This is a genomic window from Sinomicrobium pectinilyticum, assembly GCF_003725735.1.
Classification (GTDB): Bacteria; Bacteroidota; Bacteroidia; order Flavobacteriales; family Flavobacteriaceae; genus Sinomicrobium; species Sinomicrobium pectinilyticum.
The window spans coordinates 16,686-38,156 of the sequence record NZ_RJTM01000107.1 but is presented as its reverse complement, the minus strand read 5'-3'; the positions used below and the strand labels follow the sequence as shown (position 1 = coordinate 38,156).

Genomic DNA, 21,471 nt, shown 5'->3' with positions numbered 1-21,471 from the left:
ATTTTTACTGGTAAAGCACAGTAAGGTTAATTTCTTTCCACCGGGGGATGTTGGAGCATCTTCCGGTTTCTTTTTGTAATTCTATGGTTTCATAAATAAAGTTTTAGTTAATAATCCATTGGTTGTTTTCTTCTGATCTGAAATATTTGAAATCAGTGGTCTTGTTTATTGTCCGTATTACGTTTTCCACACTTTCCTTTAAATCGAGATGGCCGGAAAATGTCTCTTTTGCCAATTTCTCATCTTCGATCTTTATCTCTATGTTATAATACCTGGACAGCTTTTTTACGATATCCTCCATTTTACTGCTTTTGAGGATCAGCACGCCTTCCTTCCAGGAAAAGAAATCTTCTACATCAACTTCCCCGGATGTCATTTTTCCGGTGTTCTTTTCGTATTCGGTCATGGTTCCCGGTGCAATTTTAATGGTTTCCTTTCCCTTCCAGATTCCGTCTCCTCTATACTCCACCTCAACGCTTCCACTCTTTAACACGGTCTTTACGGAATTATCTTCTTTGTAGTTACTCACATTAAATACCGTTCCCAATACCCGGATTTTATGGTTATCGGCAAGTACCATAAAAGGCTTTTTCTTATTATGGGCCACTTCAAAAATTCCTTCCCCTTCCAGGTAAACTTCTCTTTTATCATCCGGAAAAGCAGTCGGGTACACCAGTCGGGAACCGGAATTCAGCCAAACCACTGTGCCGTCCGAAAGTTCTATCCTGGACCTCCTGCCATAGGGTACAACAAGCGTGTTGTATGCTGTTTTTTCTTTACCCGTATTCTCCCGGGAAATAATTTTTGACTTTCCTATAGTTACCTTGCTCCCCGTCTGCGAATAGGTTATGGTAGAATCGCTCTCCGCCAGTTTAACACGCTGTCCTTTTTCTAAAATAAGTTCTACTTTGCCCCCGTTTTTTTGACTATCCCTATCCAGGGTTCGGGCATAATCATAAATAGCGGAAGGTTGCTCTCCTCCCAAATAAAACCACCCTGCCGATAACATCAGTACGGCACATCCGAGAACAAGAGTTCCCCGTTTTATTCTTTCGCGCCTTTTATAGCCTGTTACGGACCTCATTATCCGTTCTTTTAATTCCCTCTTTTCTTCCTTTTGGATATCCACCGTAGCTCGTATTGTTTATTTTTTTCGTTTACCGTAATTCGGTCATTATCTCTTATCGGAAAATAATGTCATCGAACACAATAAAAACGCCTTTACTATATAAGAGAGCGTTTTTGCTCCCGCATAGACAATTTTTTAAAGATTTTTTTAAAAATATTTAACCTCTTTTTCAAAAAATAGGAAAAACGGGGCTTCGGGAAAATTAAAAAAGAGAAACGCGGTCCATAAGAACCATAAATTCGATAATCCACAAAAAAGACCATGTAACTCTTTTCTTTTCTTCGAAGCTTCGGCCTTCTTTGACAACCGCAAACAATCCTTTCAATCTTTTGCGCAGAATGCATCAGCAATGCTGATACCACAACAGGACATGAGTTGGTGAAATAACCAGTATACCATATCTAAAGATAGATTTTACGGGTATATTCAGGAGTGTACCTGTTTTTTTTCAGGGTAAGGTATACCCACATGGTATAAATCGAAGTCTATTTTCCGAAAAAGAGGCCCGAAAGGATGAGCAGGCAGGGAAGCAAATGGGCACGCAGTACTTTTACCGCCCGATAGATCAACGTTCTGGAAGTTTCTATGGAAATATTCATGATCTCCGCTATTTCTTCGTATGGTTTTTCTTCCTTGAACTTCAGGAATAATGCCTGTCGCTGTCTGTCGGTGAGTAAACCAAATGACGATTCCATACGTATTACCTTCTCCGTGTGCAACTCCCTGCTGATATATTCTTCTTCTGTGGAATTAACCACGTACAGCGGTGCAGGGATACTTTGTTCCGTATTTTCTACAGAAACTGTCTTCCCCTCTGTTTTGTATTGTTGATTGATCTTTCGCTGCAAAGACCGGACAAGATATGATTGCACATTGGAACAGGGTGAAAGTTTTTTCCGGTACTTATACAGGTCCAGGAAAAGGTCATGTATGGCATCGAGAACCTTTTCACGATCTCCGGACATCCGCATGCCATAGGAGAACAGGACATCGGCATATTCGTCGTATAGGGAACCAAGAGCGACTGTACTCCCTTTCCGGAGTTCCTCCCACAAATCGTCTGTTTTCCTGTTTGTCTCCAAAATAACTGAAATCCGTTTATCTTAAAAAAGATCTTTTATAAGTATATTCATGAATATTTGTGTAACTAGTCCAGCAGACCGAACGAGAATCCGGTTACAGAAACAAGAGCCGTTCAAAATTTCTTACAATAGTGCTCATATTTTATGTTATCGAACACATCGACAAAAGTAAAGTTAACATAATTTTCACAAAAACAAATTTTTAAACCTGAAAATTCGATTAAAGCAACAAATAAGACTGAACATCGCGAATATTTCCTACAATTGTATTAACAATTATTTTTCTTGTAATCAGACTTTCCTTAAAGGCAGATTGTACCGGGAAACAAGGATTAGGATTAACCGAGATACAATGATTTAACCATCCCCCTGGATACAACCTGATAAACAAAGTTGTATTCCGGGGGATTATTACTCTTAGAGAGCCAATGCAGGCTATTTCACATACTCATACAAGCCTAAGTCTATATCTTTCAGTGCCTTTACGGCAAGTCCGGAAACTTCTCTTGCCCCCTTAACAGACAAGTGGGTATCGTCCTGCTTTCCATCGGGATAAATATCCAGTTGTCCGGGAGCATACCATAAATGGAGTTCTTTGGATTTTTCAGGCCCGTAGGACAGCTCCATATTTTCCGTAAGCCGTTGCAGGTCCACAAAGGGTACTTCCATGGCATCGGCAACCAACCTCACCACTAACGGATAATCTCCATGCGTATCGATAAGTGTCCCGTACTCATTGAAATTCCTGCGTACTATAGACGTGAAAAGTACGGGAGTGGCACCCTTCTCCCGTGTCTCTTTTACAAATTTCTCCAGGTTTTGCCGGTACCCCGTATACGGATTGGTATACCTGGAAGGGTCCTTCGACTTCTGATCGTTATGACCGAACTGTATGAATACGAAATCTCCTTTCCTCAGGCGGGAAAGCACTTCGCCCCACCGTCCTTCCGAAATAAAACTCCTGGAGCTTCTGCCGTTGACCGCATGATTTTCCACTATCACATCACCGGTGAGAAATTCCGGAAGCAACTGGCACCATCCACGCTCTGGGTTTCCCCCTTCCAGGGGTTTGTCTGCCATGGTGGAATCTCCAATAGTAAAGATCGTCACCGGCCAGTTTTGTTCTTTGTCCGTAGCCTGAGCAAGACAAATGGCGGTGAATAATATAAAACACATGCTAAAACAGATCTTCCGACCTAGCGCATCATATCTTTTCATATCACTCCTATTTTTCAATACTGAATCCCATACCACTCTTTACTGTTCAATGCGAAACCAGTCGATATCCGCGAAACCGGAATCATTGATCTTCGTATCCCTTATGGCAAAAAGCCCTACTTTAGCCCCGATCCATTTTCCGGGGACCGCCGTGAAAGTCTCCCCTAAAGACTTAAACTTACTTCCATTGGTACTATAGCCGAACGTACATTTCCCTCCCTTGGTCACTTCTACCCGGAACTGAACTTTATTTCCTTTCAACTTCACTGTCTCTGCAATTCTTTCCGGTTTACCGTGTTCCGCATCTTCGCAGACCACCTGGCTGATATGTATTTCACCGTCTTTACTTTCCAGCGAAATGTAGGCATAGCTCATCCCCATGACGATGAGTCCTGCTTTTTCATTATCCAGTTTGGGATTAGGATGAAATTCCAGTGCGGTAGTGGCTTTAAATTCTTCCGCCGGAAATTTTTGCAGAAGCAGGTTCGGCGCATCCCAAAGGTTTTTGCTGTCATCCGGCAATTTATCGGTGAATAAACGCAGTTTCCCCGCAGCAGGATTAACAAAAGCCCATGTTGCTTCCGGGTTTGCGTGCCATTGCCATTGCAGGCTAATGTCATTTCCGTCAAACTCATCGGAATCCTGGGGGGTTCCTATGGGATATGACCTTCCCACATCCGGTTTTTTATGCCTTAAAACAGGCTGACCTTTTCCGTCCCCGTCACGATCTTCACCTATTACAGGCCAGTCATTTTTCCATTCCATCGGCTGCAGGTGTACAATACGTCCGTATGCTTCCTTGTCCTGAAAATGTACAAACCAGTTTTCGCCGTTGTCGAGTTCTACCCAACCGCCCTGGTGCGGGCCATTGATATCGGTTTTTCCCTGGTCCATTACTATTCTTTCTTCATAAGGCCCATACGGATGTTTTGCCCTCATGGCCAGTTGCCACCCGGTAGAAACGCCCCCGGCCGGGGCAAATATGTAGTAATAGCCGTTCCTCTTGTAAAATTTGGTTCCTTCTACGGTAGGATGAGCATCGTGACCGTCAAAAACCAGTTTACCTGCCCCGGTAACTTTTGTCCCTTCGGGATTCATGGGTTTCACCACAACAACACTTTTTATCCCGGCCCGGCTTCCCGCGTAAGCATGCACCAGGTATGCTTTTCCGTCGTCATCCCAAAGCGGGCAGGCATCGATAAGGCCTTTCCCCTCTTCCACCAGTACGGGCTCTTCCCACGGTCCGGCCGGATCTTCTGATTTTATCATGTAAATGCCAAAATCCGGGTCGCCATAGTAGATGTAAAATTCTCCGTTATGATGTCTGATGGCCGGCGCCCATACCCCGTTACCGTGCTGGGGCTTACTGAAGTGCTCGAAAGGTGGCTGGCGGTCCAGCGCATAACCTATCAGCTTCCAATTGACCAGGTCCTTCGAATGCAATATGGGCAATCCGGGAATGGCATTAAAACTGGATGCCGTCATATAAAAATCATCGCCTACCTTACATATATCCGGATCGGAATAGTCGGCATGTAAAATTGGATTTTTATAGGTTCCGTCTCCCTGGTCGGATACCCAGGCTTCGGATACGAATTCCTGGGCGAACAGAACTGGTTGTGATAACAATAGGGTAAATAACGCTATGGTCGTACTTATTTTATGCATCGGTAATATTTATTTTTATACGTCCGGCCTAAAAGTGTCATCGGCACCGGAAAAACACACCGGGATCTTACAATTCCCGAACTAATAACTCTTATATTTATATTTTCATCAGGAACACACCCCTAGCCCCTCTCAAGAGGGGAACTTAGAGGCCATAAAGAAAAATACCTGATAATTCACAATTCCGGAACTATTTATCCAGTTCCAGGCTGGCCAGGATGAACGGGCCTGTCCCTTTCGGATCATTGGACCGTATTTTTTCGTTCACGTAATATTCATAGGTACCATCGCGATACGGATTTCCACCCAGTCCTGCTACAGCACATACCTGTGTAAGGTTTACCACACCATTGTCTTCGACTTCTATGAGATGGTCCAGTACACCCTGATATCCTTTTTTTGCTACATCCATATAAGATTCCGGCAGATACCCCTTTCGTACGCCTTTAGCGAGGGAATAAATGAACATACAGGAGCCGGAAGCTTCCAGGTAATTACCTTCCCTGTTCCCTTGATCTGTAACTTGGTACCAGAGTCCGGAATCTTTATCCTGATAATCCGTCAAAGCTACGGCGAGCTGGTTCAGGTATTCGATTAAGTCCTTCCTGGACGGATGATGTTCCGGGAAGAAGTCCAGTACATCTACAAGTGCCATAGCATACCATCCGAGGGCACGGGACCAGAAATGCGGAGAAGTCCCGGTCTCTTTATCCGCCCATTTTTGTTCGCGGCTTTCATCCCATCCGTGGTATAACAATCCTGTTTCCTCGTCCCTGGAATGTTTTTGTATCTGCTGAAATTGCAGGGCAATGTCGTCAAAAGCCTTTTCCGCAGCTTCTCCTTTTTCAAAAGTCTTAGTGTATTCCGCATAGAACGGTTGTCCCATATAGAGACCGTCCAGCCACATCTGCCAGGGGTATATTTTTTTGTGCCAGAACCCGCCTTCGGAAGTCCTGGGGTGATTGTCCAGTTGCTTTCTAAGTGTTTGAATGGCCAGGAGATATTTTTCCTCCCCGGTTTTATCGTAAAGATATAGCAGCGTCTTACCGGCATTGATCATATCTATGTTATACTTTTCCATATCATAGGTGAGTATCTCTCCTTTGGCATTGACCATCTTATCTCCGAAAGCTTTTATATAATTATAATAGACTTCCTTGCCGGTTTTTTTATACAGTTCTTCAAATCCTTTCAAAACCAGTCCCTGGGTATAACTCCATTTGGGTTTGGTATGAAAATCGAGTTGCCAGGCTTCGGGAAAACGCTCCATTTCAGACAAAGCCATTCTCTCGGACCATTTCAGGTTCTCGGCGACTATTTTTGTTTCTTTCTGAGTTTCGGTTTTTTCTTCTTGTTTGGATTTACAGGAAAAAACAGCTACTGAAAGCAGCAACAAACAAGTGGTTTTTATCAGGTTGATGATTTTCATTCTAAAACGGTTAATCTGGTTAAATTTCTAAAAAAAGGAACAATTACTCCAGCTTCCCTTCGGAATCCAATTGGGTTAATAGTTCATTCAAATGTGTAGTAAATCCTTCCCGGGTTGTAATTCCATCCTTTTCCTGGTCCCAGGCGGCAAGAAGGTAATACGTTACCGTATCGGCCGGTTTAAAGATAACGAGGTGGTCGTGTTCACCTTTAGTGGTTTCTGCGGTTTCCGAAAGCTTATAGAAAACAGCCATTCCAAGGTCATCGTCGTTACCCGACAGGGATTGCTTGCCATAAGTGGCGATGTACCCCCATTGTTCACCTTCCTTTTGAAGAAAATCGATATTGTCAAATTTAACGATACCGGTACAAAGTCCTTCTACCTTTTCAGAGGGTTTCAGCACGGCTTTCATATATCGCCCTTCGGGATACATGCTGAGTTCGCTTTGCAGATCGATAGTAGCGCCGGGAGTTTCCCAACCTTTGTAATTGATGGTTACCCGGGCTTCATTATCCGTATTTTCAACTTGGGCCGAGGTATTTGCCACAACATTAAAATGATGGGTAGTCCCTTCAACCTGGCGGCCGTAACTACCAACACCCAAACCCTGGGCTACTTTAAGTACATCCATTCCCCAATCGGCAGGTTCGTGGTAGGAATCGAAACCGTCCTGTCCTACGTAAGGCAGTACGAGACTATCCACTTTTTTTCCCCACACGTCAATAGCATTACGCCAATCGAGGTACAGGCGATAGCCTACATTTTTATTTTCCCATCCCGGACCTTCGTAACGGATGTACCAGGTGTGATCGGTGTGTTCTTCGGGAACTTCCAGGCTATTAACGTTCTTAAACGTCCCCCCCACGTATTCTTTATGGTCCCGGGGGCCGTCCTGCCATTGACCGCCTTCCTTGATCGAAATTTCGGCATAGACAGGTTTTGACGAAACTACGGTTTCTACCTTTTCTGTTCCGGGTTCTTTTTCTTCTTTTTTTTCTTTGTCTTTACAAGATATCAGGGCAAGTAGAGACAAAACGACTGTGATTTTAAGTGTATTCATGGTTTGATCGTTATGATTAAACTTTAAATTCCAAATTTCCCTTCAATGGGATTCTTTGCTTTAGCCTGCCTTGAGCGACAGTCGAAGGGCTCAGAATGACATTGAGGATTGAAATTTTAAAAAAAGGAGCCCCTTAAACAACACACTAACCGGGCTCCTTTCAAACACTAAACTAAATTTATGAGAACATGCTATCTGTTGTAGCCTTCGTTTTGGGTAAACTCACTTTTATTGGTAACGGCATCGAGCTGGGACTGCGGTATCGGCCTTACCTGGTGATAAGGCTGAATGTTGGCTGACGCATCCGGGTTCCATTGCTGTACTCTTTCAACAAGTTTTCCGGTACGTTTCAGGTCAAACCAGCGCAACTGCTCTCCGGCAAATTCCCTCGCTCTTTCGTCGAGTATCATGTCTATATTGAGGTCCCCTTCGGAAATTTCCATATCATCTTCATGCCCCGGCAGCGCTGCCCTTCTTCTCACTTCGTTAAAATATTGTACGGCTTCCCCCGTATTTCCAAGGTTCATTTCCGCTTCGGCGACAATGAGGTACATCTCCGCAAGCCTTATAACAAAAGCATCTCTTTTTCCCTGTTGCTGGGAGATGGTCTGGCGTGAAGGATCGAGGAATTTTCGCAGGGATACATAGCGGTCCCTTACCTGCGGAGCATCATTGTCGTTATATGTCCTGCTACGGTCTATAACCGTGTAGGGTTTGCTGTCTTTCACAGATTGAGGGATCACATACTTGGTTGCATAGATTGCCGTATCCCCGAGCTGCATCCCTTCCGGGGCATTGTTCAGGTTGTTGCAATACCAGACACTCTGGAATGTGGCATCGAAACGGGAATCCATCGTTTCGTCAAACAGGTCCAGTAAATGCGCAGTGGGCATAAAACGGGCAAAAGGACGACCGTTTTCTATATCCCTGGTCATTCCGGGCAACTGGTCGTATGTCATCAGGAAGAACAAGTGGGAGTTATTGCCCCCGTCCCGGAGCAGGATATCATCATCCGGGTGTTCCAGTTCCAGGTTCAGCACCAGGTCGGCCGTAAAGTTTACCAGCCACACGATCTCCGGGTTCCTTACATTATTTATATCCCAGAGATCGGCATAGTTGTCCTCCAGTGAAAAACCATAGTCGTTTATTACATTTTTAGCATGCCGGGAGGCAAGGGCATCTTCACCCCTGGTGAGATACATCCTGGCCAGAAAGGCTTCTGCCGCTGCCCTGTTAGCTCTTCCGTAGTCCTCGGATGAAGGCGGCAGGTTTTCAACCGCAAATTCCAGGTCTTCGAATATCTGGTCGTAAAAACTGTCTACCGGGGTACGGGTAGCGGTTTCCTGGATGTTTTTCACTTCTTCGGTAAAGAGATGTACGCTACCCCAGGTCTCTACAATATGCCACAGGTAAAATGCCCGCAGAAACCTTGCCTCTGCTATGCGGACCGGTTTGAGGTTTTCTGCCAGCGGGGATTCCGGTATACGTTCTACTGCAGCATTACAGGTATTCAATGCCGAATAAAACCGGGTCCAGTAAAATTCTATAGGTGTATTGGCCCCGGACAGGTCCGAGTTATACAGCGCCACCGGCGGGTTCTCCATGCCGTTACCCCGGGTAAAAATATCGGTCCCCGTTTCGGTTAAGGCTATCCCGTTCTCTTTCCCATACCAGAAACGCATGGGGGTGTAACAGGCATTTACCAGTGCCTCTATACCTTCTAAAGTGGAATAGTAAGCATCAGCGGTGAGGCCGGACTTGTTATCTTCTTCGAGGAAGCTTTCACAGGAAGCGAACACGCCGGCTATAAGTGTAATAAGTGTTATGAATCTTAATTTCATGATTTCCAGCTTTTCTTGAGTTCTTACAATTCTAAATTAATTCCGAATACCAACTGTCGTGTCATAGGGAAACTCAGGTTTCCTCCTCGTTCGGGATCGTAAGGATCTATTTTGCTAAACACAAAATAATTCTTGGCGGTAGCATAGCAGCGAAGTTTGGCTATCTTCAGATATTCTGTCACGGACTGCGGAAAGCTGTAGGCCAGGGTAATATCCCGGATCTTTATAAAAGAACCGTCCACATACTGCAAGGTGGAGTAATATTGGGTACTTGCCCGGCTTGTTCCCGCATCGGGTCTCGGGTAGGCATTGGTAGGATTCTCCGGGGTCCAGTAATCCACTTTCGGGCCGTTTTCCAGGGCATCTACCTTATAGGAACCTGCAGCTTCACTGATAATGCTCTGTCCCTGTCTTGCATATACAAACACATTAAGTTCCAGCCCCCTATAGCTGAACCTGTTGTTAAACCCAAGGGTATAGTCGGGTACGGTACTTCCTATGATAGTCCTGTCTTCCGGGGTGATCACCCCGTCACCGTCCTGGTCTTTTACTTTTATATCTCCCGGTTCCTGTCCGTAGGATGCTGCCTGATCCGCTTCGTCGAGCTGCCAGATCCCCAGTTTTTCATAATCGTAGAAAGATTCGATGGGTTGTCCGACAAACCATCCGTTTGCCAGGTCGCGGTCTCCTTCCGGAAGTTCCCGTATTTCTTCTTTATTAGTCGTAAATGTAATATCGGAACTCCAGCCGAAACCATTGTTTTGAGGAACAATATTCATGGTGTTCACATACAGCTCAACGCCCCTGTTACGGGTTTTACCGATATTGTCCCATGCCGTACTAAACCCGGATGACGTAGGTAATGCCCTTTGCATCAGCAGGTCGCTGGTGTTTTGCTGATATACGTCAAGAGACCCGGAGATCCTGTTATTGAAAAAACCGAAATCGAGACCGAGGTTGGTCGTTGCCGTGGTTTCCCAGCTCAGGTTATTGGAAGCTATAAGCGAAGGATAGTAACCGAATGCAGGGGTCTCGTCCGTACCGTGGTCATAAGCATAAGTACTTTTGGAAAGGCTTCCGAGAGTTTGATATGGCGATACCGCACTGTTACCGGAGATACCGTAACTCACCCTTGCTTTTAACTGTGATATCGTCTGGCTGTCTTTCAGGAAATTCTCTTCCTTGAGCACCCATGAGAAGGCCCCGGAAGGAAAATACCCCCACTTGTTGCCCGGAGAGAGAACGGAAGAACCGTCTGCCCGCATCAACAGGGTAAAGAGGTACTTGTCTGCATATTTATAATTGACCCTTCCGAAGAAAGAGGCCAGTTGTTTTTCCTCCAGATTACTGTTTACCCGTATCTGGGACTGCAATCCGCCCAAATTATGGAACAACATCGTTGCCGAAGCCAGGTCTCTTCCTTCAGCGGTATAATTTTCTTCTACGGTTTTCCATATACTGGTACCGAGTAACCCGGATATTTCGTGTTTCCCTGTAGTATAGGTATAATTGGCAAAGTTTTCCCAGGTAGTCCGGTTAAAGGTCCCATTCTCCGCACTGGCCAGTGACAGGCCATCCGCCCCTACTTCCAGGGTATTGGTAGCGGAAAAAATACCTCTTCGGAAATTCATATGATCTATGCCGAGGCGGGAGGTGAATGTAAGGTTTTCTATAGGTGTCCAGTCCAGGCTGATATTACCGAAAAAACGCTTGTTGTCTTCGTTGTCCGTATAATTCCCCGGCAGTTCGTCCACCAGCGGGTTAAGTGTAGAGCTATCACCTACGGGAAAAGTAATAAGGTTTCCTTCATCATCATAGGGCCTGCCCAGCGGGCTCATTTTGTTGGCCTGGTTGAGCGGGTCCCTCCTCCGGTCATGGTCTTTCATGGTATACATAATGTTGGAGGAAACTTTCAGGTTGTCCAGTACTTTATGGTCTACGGTCAAACGACCGCTGTAACGGTCCAGGTTATCATTTTGCAAAAGGCCTTCTTCGCGGAAGTATTCCATAGAGAAATAATATGTCGTTTTTTCCGATCCTCCCGAAATACTTACCTGGTGATTTTGCTGACTACCGGTACCGAGAAGCTGGTCTGCCCAGTCCGTCCAGATACCGTTCTGAAAATTCTCCAGTTGGGTTGGGTTAAAGATATTGGCATCATCGGCCGGACTGCTCCACTCTCCCACGGTTCTCCTGGACTCCCTTCGTAATTGTACCCATTCCGGTCCGCTCATGATATCCGCATATCCTCCCAGGGTTTGCAAACTGTAATAACTGTTTACGGAGACTTTGCTCTTTCCGGATCTCCCTTTTTTAGTGGTGATCAGTACAACCCCGTTTGCTCCCAATGTACCATATATAGCTGTTGCGGATGCATCTTTAAGCACCTCTACGGAGGCAATATCATTGGGGTTTACATCCAGTGTGGAGCCATAGATCATACCGTCCACTACTACAAGCGGGCCATTATCGGCATTCAGGGAGCGGTTTCCGCGTATGGAAAAATTGAGTCCGGCTCCTGCTTGTCCACTGGATTTGGTAAGGTCTACTCCCGGCACTTTTCCCTGCATGGTTTCCAGGGCATTGGTAACAGGTATGGACGTAAGATCACGTTCTTTTACGGAAGCCACGGAACCGGTAAGGTCAGATTTTTTTACTGTCCCGTATCCTATAACCACCACCTCATCCAATGCCTCGGCATCTTCACTCATTTGCAGGCTTATCGTGTCCGAATTTCCCACAGTCCTTTCTTCCTTCTTTAGTCCGATATAAGTGAACACCAGGACCTGTCCCGGTGCGGCTTCAATTGAATAATTACCGTCAAAATCGGTCTGGGTTCCGGTTGATGTACCCTGTACCAGGATGTTTACTCCCGGTAACGGCACGCCCTGCTCATCGGTTATCGTACCTGTAATTGTCTTTTCCTGGGCATGGACAGGTTGTAATAAAAACAAACTCCCCAATAAAAAGAAAGCCCAAACGGTCTTTACAGGCACCATAGAGAATAGCTTACAATTCATTATTGTTAAAAAATTAGTTAGTTAATAGATGATTGACTATTTTGTAATCGATTGCACTAAAGTATACAAAAATAAACTATCCACAAATTTTTTAGTGTATTTTTTACAAAAAACCCGAATAAAGCAGTGTTCTTTAATACTATGGTGTATTTCAACCGATGTCCGTATGTTTATTATATCTTTTTTAGAACCTTTTTATTCCGGATTTTTAACATATTATCTATAACAGCTTTATAAACAGGTTATCTCTGTCCGTTTGTTACAGGTTTTACCAGGTCGTTTATATAAACTTCTACATTGTCATAGGCTGTACTTAAGTCCCGGCCGCCGGAGTCTGCCAGTTGCGGGTTCAACCCGTGGTTCTTTTCCCACGCATCCGGCATTCCGTCCCCATCAGAATCTTCCGGGATGGTTCCTTTATCAAGTGCGGGCCATCCCCCTACATCTCCCTGGGTATCTATAATACCATTGGTACTGCCATTAGATCCTTCAAAAGTATAGCTTCCGTTTACTACCTCTTCCGCTATCCTTTGATCCACCTTATCCCGGTTTACCGATGCTCCGCCAAATCGTATGACTTTCTCATAAGCTTCTTGTGCCGTATGGGTAACTACATTGTTTTTAATATCCAGCGGGGAAGACAAACGGAGTGATTCCTTTTCTTTTTCCGTGATGTTGTATTTATCGTGGATCTGGTTATATATTCCGTATTGCCAATTACTCTGAGTAGCCCTGTCGCTTCCTTCCACATAATTACCGTCTATATAAAACTTTCCCCAGATATTGTATACCGGTGAATCTTCATCCAGGGACTTGTCTATTGAAATGATACGTTCTCTTTTTGAATGCGGGGTAGCCGGTCCCGGTTTGTAATAGCAGTTTACAATATTAATATTCATGGCTTCGGCTCCGTAAGCACTGTTGTTCCCCCAATTATATATTACATTATTCCGGAGATCAACCAAACCGGTGAGCGCAAAAGCTTCATCGGCACGCTCACCCAGCCTGGGGTTACGACTGTCGTGATGTGCCAGCAGGTTATGATGGAAAGAGGCATTTTTTCCTCCCCATATCCCCCCGTAGCCATGTGCTCCTTTTCCATGTACGGAATTGCGAAGGCTTTCGGTGATAAAGCACCATTGTACGGTAGTATTTTCGTTACTGTAAAAAGTGGCACATTCGTCGGTAGACCAGCTCATGGAACAATGATCTATAATGATATTCTTCTGAAAGCGGGATTCGAGGGCATCGGCCTGCTGCTGTGCCGCATCTCCCATCCGGAAACGCATGTAGCGTACTATAATATTATCGGCCGCAATAACCACCGGATAGTCCTTTATACAAATACCTCCGCCGGGGGCTGTTTGTCCCGCAATGGTCAGGTCGCTGTTACGGATGACCAGGCGGCTCTGCAAAGCAATATTGCCTGATATTTCAAATACCACGATCCTTGCCCCCTCTGCTTCCAGGGCACTGCGAAAACTTCCGGGGCCCGAATCATTAAGATTGATCACTTTAATAACCCGGCCTCCCCGGCCTCCCGTAGCATTCCTGCCAAAACCTTCCGCTCCGGGAAATGCCAAAGCTTCTTCTTGTATCGGGTCGGTTTGCTGCTCCTCCAATTCCCCGGAAGGTTCTCCCTTCGGGTTATCTGTTATGTCCTGTTCGGCGCTACTACTGCAATACACTAAAGCAATAAACAGCAATGTTAATCCTAAGCCGTATTTTAGTCTCATGGTAACCGGATGTTTTTATATTCTATTTTATTCACTAGCCCTATAACATAAACGGTATCCCCGGGCACGGATGGCACCGGGAACACCGGTATTTATTGTCTCAATACGTCCAGCGAACATCTCCCAGTGCACGCCCCTCCGTACTTAAAGTACGAAGCGGGGAATCCTGTGGCAGGGAAAAATCTTCGGTAGAAGCATTCCAGTCCAGAGTCTCTTCCAGGTTATTCTGCATGGTCAGATAGCTATAGTCCGGGAAGGTTGCAAACTGTTCTCCGTCGGCAGTAAGATTGTAGAAATTATTATTACTGATGTTCACCTTTGCCGCATCGTTGTTTACACGCAATACACTTGTCCCCACCGTGCTGCCTTCGTATGGCATATTGGCCAGGATACTGTTTTGAATAGTAAGATCAATGATGTTACTTCCTCCGTCAAATAATGTATTATTGGTTCCATTTCCACCGAAGTTGTTAAAAGTACAGTGGTTGATGACTACCTTGGGTGCCATATCGAGGGATTTGGTCATCCGGATTATTCCCCGACCAATATTATTTACAGTACAATTGTCCAGTTCCAGGAGTTTAACTTCTGTTTTTTCTATATGGAGCATCCAGTAATTACTTCCTTCCATATTCCGGAACCGGGTATTGCTAAATTGTATGGTATCTATTCTATACAGGTCAGCCCTGTCCGTACGGAAGGCAGACGTGGCCGCATTTTCAATGATACAATTGTTGACCTTCACATTTTTAAAGGTAGCACCTGCCCCGCTGGCCACATCCAGGAAATAAAGATTTCCGCCCAGGTCAAAAGTGATCCCCGAAAAGCTGAGTCCGGCATTGTCGTTCATCAACGTAAACTGATTGGTCCGCAAGATGGTATTTTCAGGATTGCCTGAGGTCGACATCAGCACCACGGTTTTTCCGTCAATATTGAATTTGGTTCCTGAAAGTTCATATACTCCGGGTTCCAATCCTATAACTTCTCCATCTCCGGCATTGTCAATTACTGCTTTAAGATCATCTCCCGGGCTGACGGTGTAGGCATAAACCGTTTGTAATCGTGTAGTAAAGGCCACATACCCCATACTGCTGCTGTTCTGGTATATTTCTACCTGGTAGGACCTGCGGGGTTCCAGGTTTTCCAATACTTTAAACCCGGAAGCAACATCATCGGCGTTCAGTGGTATTTCCACCGGGTCTCCTAAAATAGCCTCTCCGTTTTCCTCCGCTCCGATTACCGGTGTCATCTCCATACGGTTAAATTCCGTACCTTCTTTCCACCTCAGGGTTACGGAAGTGGCCCTGCGTTCCGGATCGTAAACAGGCAGCATATTCTGAACGCCCTGTATAGCAAAACTTCCGCTGGTCATCCAGTAGGACTCCGCGGTATTGTCCAGGGCATTGGCCTTGATACGTGCAAAATATTTACGCCTGGCAGCAATGTTTTCATCCGTAAGCGTTATACCTGCGGTATCTACTACTTCTTCATATTCCACACCACTGGCGTCGGCAAACAGGGTGTCCCGGGACACCTGTACGGTATAGGTAACATCCAGTCCCCCGGTATACAAAGAAGGCTGCCAGGTGAGTTTTACCGAGGTAGTCCGGCTTTCGGCGTCTATCTTACCGGGGGTAAACATTCTGCTCAACCCGTCCCCTTCCGCATTGTTATCGTCATCGCTACAGTTCCACAGAAACAATGCCAGTGCTACGATCAGCATCCATTGTCGGTATTTCTTATATTTTGGTTTCATCGGTTCTTTTTTTGGTATGGCGAAATGGTTGTATCTAGTATCCATAATCCTGGGTCAGGTTATAGTTCTGTTGTAATATCTCATCGTAAAGCGGGAATAATTCCTTATGGTCAGGCTCGAAATACTGGGCCCAGCCTTTCCTTTCGCTATTGATCAGATCTTCATTTATAGCATCTCTCCAGGATACACGCACATAATCTTCCCCTTCAGGAGCTTCGGCCGGAGTGGGAAAGAAAAACACACGTTCTGTTCCGCCGCCGTAAAATTCAATACGGTTAATCATTTCCCCGGATGAGACCGTAGCGTCGTAATCTTCCGGAATGCTGTATATAAATTCCGGTACGTTACTATAACGTCCCGTGCCATCCATAAACTGCCGTAACTTATCTCTGGTCTCCGCAATTTTGGTCCCGAGAAGATTCCACCGGATGAGATCGTATTTTCGAATTCCTTCTCCCCCGAATTCCAGCAGCCTTTCTTTTACTATGGCATCAAAAAAGCCTTGTTTGTCTGCCGGGATAACTCCTGTGTCCGAACTTCCGGCATAGGCTCGTTGCCTGACTTCCTTAAGAGCGTTCACAGCATCGGCGGAGGGGGCTCCGTTCACTTCATTATCTGCTTCGGCATACATGAGCAAGACATCGGCAAAACGCAGCAACGGCCAGTTCACGGCAAGATTTTGCGAGGTTCCCGTAATATTGGTCCACGACCTGCGGAATTTACCGTCTTTAAAACCGGAAGCGCTGACCATACTGGCCTTACTTTCTTTATCCACTTCATAAATAGCCAGGGTGACATCTCTTCTTACATCAGCAATAGAATCAAATTCGTAAAAATAGGTAGGAGTGGCCTCAATTCCCCCGCCACCACGGCCATAACGACTGTTTACATTGTGTACCATACCATTATAGTATGCCAGTTTGCTATCGGTCTTGGAATTTCCCCCGAAGGCGCCTACTTCAAACAGTATTTCCCCGGTGGGGTCACTACCCTGCCCGTGAAGGTACCTGAAGATGCTTTCGTAATCCGGATTGAGATTGTGCTGATCTCTGCGTGCCATGATCTCTTTGCACTCCTGCATGGCAATCCTGTAAAAATCCAGGTAATCCGGCTTTCGTTCCATCATATTCGTTTCCCTGCGCAGGGCGTACCCCCCTCTTGCCAATGCAATACGTGCACGTAATCCTTTGGCCGTCCCTTTGGTTACCCTTACATTCTGAAAGGGGCTTTCGGTACGCCAGGGCAATAATTCGGAAGCGAGTTCCAGGTCTTCGAGAAGCTGATCGTATATCTCATCCCGGTCTGTTTTGGGCAGAAAGAGGTCCTGCATATCCGCGGAAGGGACAAACTGCGCGGGAAGGTCTCCCCAGTTACGCAATAATTCGTGATAGAACTGGGCCCTTAGCGTCAAGGCTTCCCCGTAATGGATACGCATCATTGCTTTCTCCTCCTCCGTACCGTTTTCGTAAAGATTGGAAAGCGGTATGTATTTAATGCAAATATTGGCCCTTTCTATCCCGGTATACAGTTGTTTGAAAGGATTATTGAGTTCTACATTGGACGAGCAGGCCCCGTACATCCCTATCCCCCTGCGATCGTTACAATTGTAATCGCCGGAGGTTTTAAAATCGTCCGCTGTCTGCGGGTACAGGCAGGATATACGGTTGCCATAGGCGTTGTCGCCGATAAGCTGGTTGTAGATACCTACCACGGCAGAATTGGTATACGAAAGACTGTTGAACACAGCCTGTTCGGATACGGTTGCGTTATTTTCCACATCCAGGACATCCTCACAGGAAGAGCTAAAGAACAGTGCCAGGACTATCCCGAAGAACTGTTTTATATGGTTTATTTTTTTCATGATTCCAGTTTTAGTGGTTGCGGTTAAAAGGTTACGTTAATTCCGGTAAGTACATACCTGCTCCTCGGGTAGGCGGAATAATCCACCCCGGGCGTAAGAGGGGTAGACCTCCGGGTATTGGCTTCCGGATCATAACCGCTGTAACCGGTAATTGTCCAGACGTTGTTTACGGTAGCATATACCCGGATATTTGAAAGAAAGCCTGTTTTGCGGACAATCTCCTCAGGAAGCGTATAACCAAGGGTAATATTGCTTATGCGGAGAAAAGAACCATCCTCTATAGCGGCCGAATGCAACGTATAATATCCGCCGGGAGGTGTCCAGTATTTGGTGTCCTTATTCATTTCGGCCAAAGCCTGCGGATCAGTGACCTTAACCCCGTTGGCATCATACCATTTCCAGCGGTCTGTCATTATACTGAGCATATTATTGTCTTTGTACAAATAAGCGGTGGTATACTCCATTTTATTGGCGTTATACACTTTATTACCATAAGACCAGTTCACAAAAACGCTCATATCAAAGTTTTTGTAAATGAATTGCTGATTAAACCCTCCGAAATGTTTGGGTTGTGCATTTCCCAGTACGGTACGGTCTTCTTCTCCAATAACTCCATCGCCATTGAGGTCCACGAGTTTCAGGTCTCCCGGTTGCACTCCTTTGGCTCCAAGGGCTGCAGCACTGGAACTCGGCACTCCTTCTTTAAGCGTATAGGTTTGTGTGGAGGCATCATAATTGAAATCGTTTATACCATAGAAACCGTCGGTTATAAATCCGTAGAACTGCCCGAGGGGTTTACCGACCTCCACTTTGAAGTCCAGCATGTTGTTCACCCAACCGGAACCCTGCAGAAAGTATTGCTGCGGATTTCCCTGTGGATCGTTTCCCAGACTGACTATTTTATTTTTATTGAATGCTATATTAAAATTGGCGGTCCAGCTAAAATCGCGGGTACGGATGATGTCTCCCGACAACTGGAATTCCAGTCCCCTGTTCTCCGTTTTCCCGACGTTCTGTATCTGGCGGGAATACCCGCTGGTCTGCGGGATATCTTTATTGAGCAGCAAATCCCTGGTACGATTGAGATATGCATCTACGGAGCCGCTCAACCGGTTGTTAAAAAATGAGAAATCCACCCCGGCATTGCTGGAAACCGTAGTTTCCCATTTCAGGAACGGATTGGCAAGGCTTGTAGAGGCAAAGCCGGGGGTTACCGCATCTCCGAATGCATAGCCATAATCTCCAGAAGCGGAAAACATCGTTTTGTACAGGTCATTGTCTATACGATTGTTACCTGCCAATCCCATACTTACCCGAAGCTTCAGGTTAGAAATAAAATCGGCATTTTCCAGGAAAGACTCTTCCGACATTCTCCAGGACAATGCCCCGGAAGGAAAATAGGCATAGCGGTTGCCACTCATAAACTTGGAAGAGCCATCGGCACGTAGTGTAAATGTGGCCAGGTATTTACCTGCATAACTATAGTTGATACGTCCGAAAAATGACAGCAAACGGTGTATAGATTCTCCCGTAGTGGGGGCATCCTGGATCTGCCCTTCGGGCGGTGTTGCTTTCTGTATTCCGGCAAAAGCCTCTTTCGCAGTTATATCTTCCGGAAACCATTTTATGGTACTGTTATGGCTATTTCCCTCCCCCTGCAAAAATTCGGTCCCCAACAGGAAATCCATTTTATGGTCACCAATGGTTGTTTTGTAATTCAGGGTATTCGAAAAATTCAAAGTAAGGCTCTCACTCTTGCGAAGCTGTACAACGGGCATATCCGCATTTTGCCTCGCTACGCCGGTGACCCTCCCGTTAAAGGTTTGATCGGTACGCCAGTTTTGCACCATACCGGCAACACTGCGAAAAGAAAGCCCTTTCATTAACTCCAGTTGTAGCCACCCGTTCAGGTTAAAGTTTGTCCGGTAATCATTGCGGATCTCGTTATTGGCCAATAACACAGGGTTGGTAAGGTTGGTAAGGTTAGCATATTCCGGATCAAATACATCCACTTCATTTTCCTGTTCGCCCATAGAAAAAGGCCTGTAGCGGACAGAATTCCGCAGCCTGTTAGTCCCCTGACTTCCCGTAGAAGAAGTCCCTACGCCATCGATACGCTGACGGCTGTAGCGGGTATTGACTCCTATTTTCAGTCTATCCGAAGCATTGTGAGTGAACTTGAATGCCATCAGGCTTCTCTTGTTTGCGGAATTCAGCATGATCCCGTCTTCTTCCACATGATTGAGATTGAGGCTGAAAGTAGTTTTTTCCGATCCCCCGGTAGCGGTAAGCACATGTGTCTGGCTCCAGGCTGCACGCCCGAAAACTTCTTCCTGCCAGTCCGTATAAGGCATACTCTTATATATATCAAGATCTTCCCAGCGTCCGTACCGCTCTATAAAATTATTCCGGTCTTCTTCGGAACCGTCATATACCTGATATTGATACAAAACAAAATCATAGGGCTTCATTACCTCCAGTTTATTGGTAATCTCCCTCACTCCTGCAAAAGTATTATAGGTAATCTGGGTAGGCATCGCTTTCCCTCCCTTGGTTGTGATAAGTATCACTCCATTGGCCCCTCTTGCCCCATAAATAGCAGTAGAAGCGGCATCCTTTAAGACATCGATGGTTTCTATTTCCTGCATGGAAAGAATGGAGAGTGCATTGTCCATCTGCACGCCGTCCACTATATACAACGGGGTGTTATCCTGGGTAATGGATGTACCTCCCCGCACGGTGATCTCTATATCCGCCCCCGGCCGGCCCTCCGTGGAAGTTACTTTTACCCCGGCCAGTCTTCCTGTTATGGCCTCGGCGGCGGAACTGAGCGGAATGTCGCGGATCTGGGCATTGCTTACGGAAGATACGGACCCGGTAAGGTCTTTTCTCTCTACTTCCCCGTATCCTATGACCACAACTTCCTCAAGGGCCTGAGCATCTTCGGACATCCGTACATTGATGACGGCGGATGTTTCCACCGTCCTCTCTTCGGTTCTTTGTCCGACATAAGTATAGAGCAGGATTTCTCCGGGAGCCGCATTGATAGTATAATTACCATCAAAATCGGTCGTCGTTCCCCTATTCGTACCCTTTACTATTACATTGACTCCCGGTAAGGGGACCCCTTCCTGGTCCGTAACCGCTCCGCTGACGGTTTTTTGTTGGGCGTATCCCCCGAAAGAGAATACAAAGCACATCAAGAAAAGTAAAGGTGAGAAGTACCTGTACAGTACTATCGAACGTAGTTTTGTTTTCATTTTCCTTTAAGTTAAAGTTAATAACAGCTTGGTGGTCCTGGCCGTCAGCTCTTGAATTTATTGTCGATATGACAATAAGAAATGGTGTATGCTGACTTAATTTTGTAATCGATTGCACTAAAGTATACATATTTTGTGAATTAACACAATTTTTTAATAAAAAAATACTAAAAAAAGAATAAAACACCCCTTAAATATATCACAATAGGAACTCATACGACTGAAAAAGTAAGAAAATACAATCGATTACAGTCTTGCAAGCATTGTCGGATGGCGCATATATCAAAAGAAACAGGGGGCTCATTTTGTCTGTACGGGTCACAATTAATGATCTCTGCACACTGCAAATATAATATGTGCATTAATGAGGTTTCACCCGTTTACCGGCAATAAAAAAGGAGGGGTGTCTTT

General features: G+C 45.6%; 12 protein-coding genes. All 12 read right to left on the bottom strand.

The window, feature by feature from the left end; genetic code table 11:
* Positions 1-103 precede the first annotated feature (103 nt).
* The gene (locus ED312_RS15575; protein ID WP_170164536.1) at positions 104-1,084 is read right to left on the bottom strand and encodes a FecR family protein; all 981 of its coding nucleotides are present in this window, start codon (positions 1,082-1,084) and stop codon (positions 104-106) included.
* A 530-nt stretch (positions 1,085-1,614) separates the two neighbouring features.
* Positions 1,615-2,211 carry an RNA polymerase sigma factor gene (locus tag ED312_RS15570; RefSeq protein ID WP_170164535.1) on the bottom strand — a complete coding sequence of 199 codons (597 nt, stop codon included), beginning with the start codon at positions 2,209-2,211 and terminating at the stop codon, positions 1,615-1,617.
* 435 nt (positions 2,212-2,646) lie between these two features.
* Positions 2,647-3,387 carry a rhamnogalacturonan acetylesterase gene (locus ED312_RS15565; protein WP_123217004.1) on the bottom strand — a complete coding sequence of 247 codons (741 nt, stop codon included), beginning with the start codon at positions 3,385-3,387 and terminating at the stop codon, positions 2,647-2,649.
* Between the two features lie 81 nt (positions 3,388-3,468).
* The gene (locus tag ED312_RS15560) at positions 3,469-5,097 is read right to left on the bottom strand and encodes a glycoside hydrolase family 43 protein (RefSeq protein WP_123216943.1); all 1,629 of its coding nucleotides are present in this window, start codon (positions 5,095-5,097) and stop codon (positions 3,469-3,471) included.
* A 190-nt stretch (positions 5,098-5,287) separates the two neighbouring features.
* Positions 5,288-6,526, bottom strand: coding sequence for a glycoside hydrolase family 88/105 protein (locus ED312_RS15555; protein WP_123216942.1), 1,239 nt, complete (start codon positions 6,524-6,526; stop codon positions 5,288-5,290).
* A gap of 43 nt (positions 6,527-6,569) precedes the next feature.
* The gene (locus ED312_RS15550; RefSeq protein WP_123216941.1) at positions 6,570-7,586 is read right to left on the bottom strand and encodes a DUF4861 family protein; all 1,017 of its coding nucleotides are present in this window, start codon (positions 7,584-7,586) and stop codon (positions 6,570-6,572) included.
* Positions 7,587-7,777: 191 nt separating this feature from the next.
* On the bottom strand, positions 7,778-9,427 hold the full coding sequence (locus tag ED312_RS15545; RefSeq protein ID WP_123216940.1) for a RagB/SusD family nutrient uptake outer membrane protein: 1,650 nt from the start codon (positions 9,425-9,427) through the stop codon (positions 7,778-7,780).
* A 23-nt stretch (positions 9,428-9,450) separates the two neighbouring features.
* Positions 9,451-12,447: a SusC/RagA family TonB-linked outer membrane protein gene (locus tag ED312_RS15540; RefSeq protein ID WP_206363267.1), complete on the bottom strand. Its 2,997-nt coding sequence runs from the start codon at positions 12,445-12,447 to the stop codon at positions 9,451-9,453.
* A 242-nt stretch (positions 12,448-12,689) separates the two neighbouring features.
* Complete coding sequence (locus ED312_RS15535) at positions 12,690-14,183, bottom strand: pectate lyase (RefSeq protein ID WP_206363266.1); 1,494 nt, start codon at positions 14,181-14,183, stop codon at positions 12,690-12,692.
* A gap of 100 nt (positions 14,184-14,283) precedes the next feature.
* Positions 14,284-15,939: a DUF4957 domain-containing protein gene (locus ED312_RS15530; RefSeq protein ID WP_170164534.1), complete on the bottom strand. Its 1,656-nt coding sequence runs from the start codon at positions 15,937-15,939 to the stop codon at positions 14,284-14,286.
* A 34-nt stretch (positions 15,940-15,973) separates the two neighbouring features.
* Complete coding sequence (locus ED312_RS15525; RefSeq protein ID WP_123216937.1) at positions 15,974-17,800, bottom strand: RagB/SusD family nutrient uptake outer membrane protein; 1,827 nt, start codon at positions 17,798-17,800, stop codon at positions 15,974-15,976.
* A gap of 23 nt (positions 17,801-17,823) precedes the next feature.
* Positions 17,824-21,060 carry a SusC/RagA family TonB-linked outer membrane protein gene (locus ED312_RS15520; RefSeq protein ID WP_206363265.1) on the bottom strand — a complete coding sequence of 1,079 codons (3,237 nt, stop codon included), beginning with the start codon at positions 21,058-21,060 and terminating at the stop codon, positions 17,824-17,826.
* Positions 21,061-21,471: the final 411 nt, after the last annotated feature.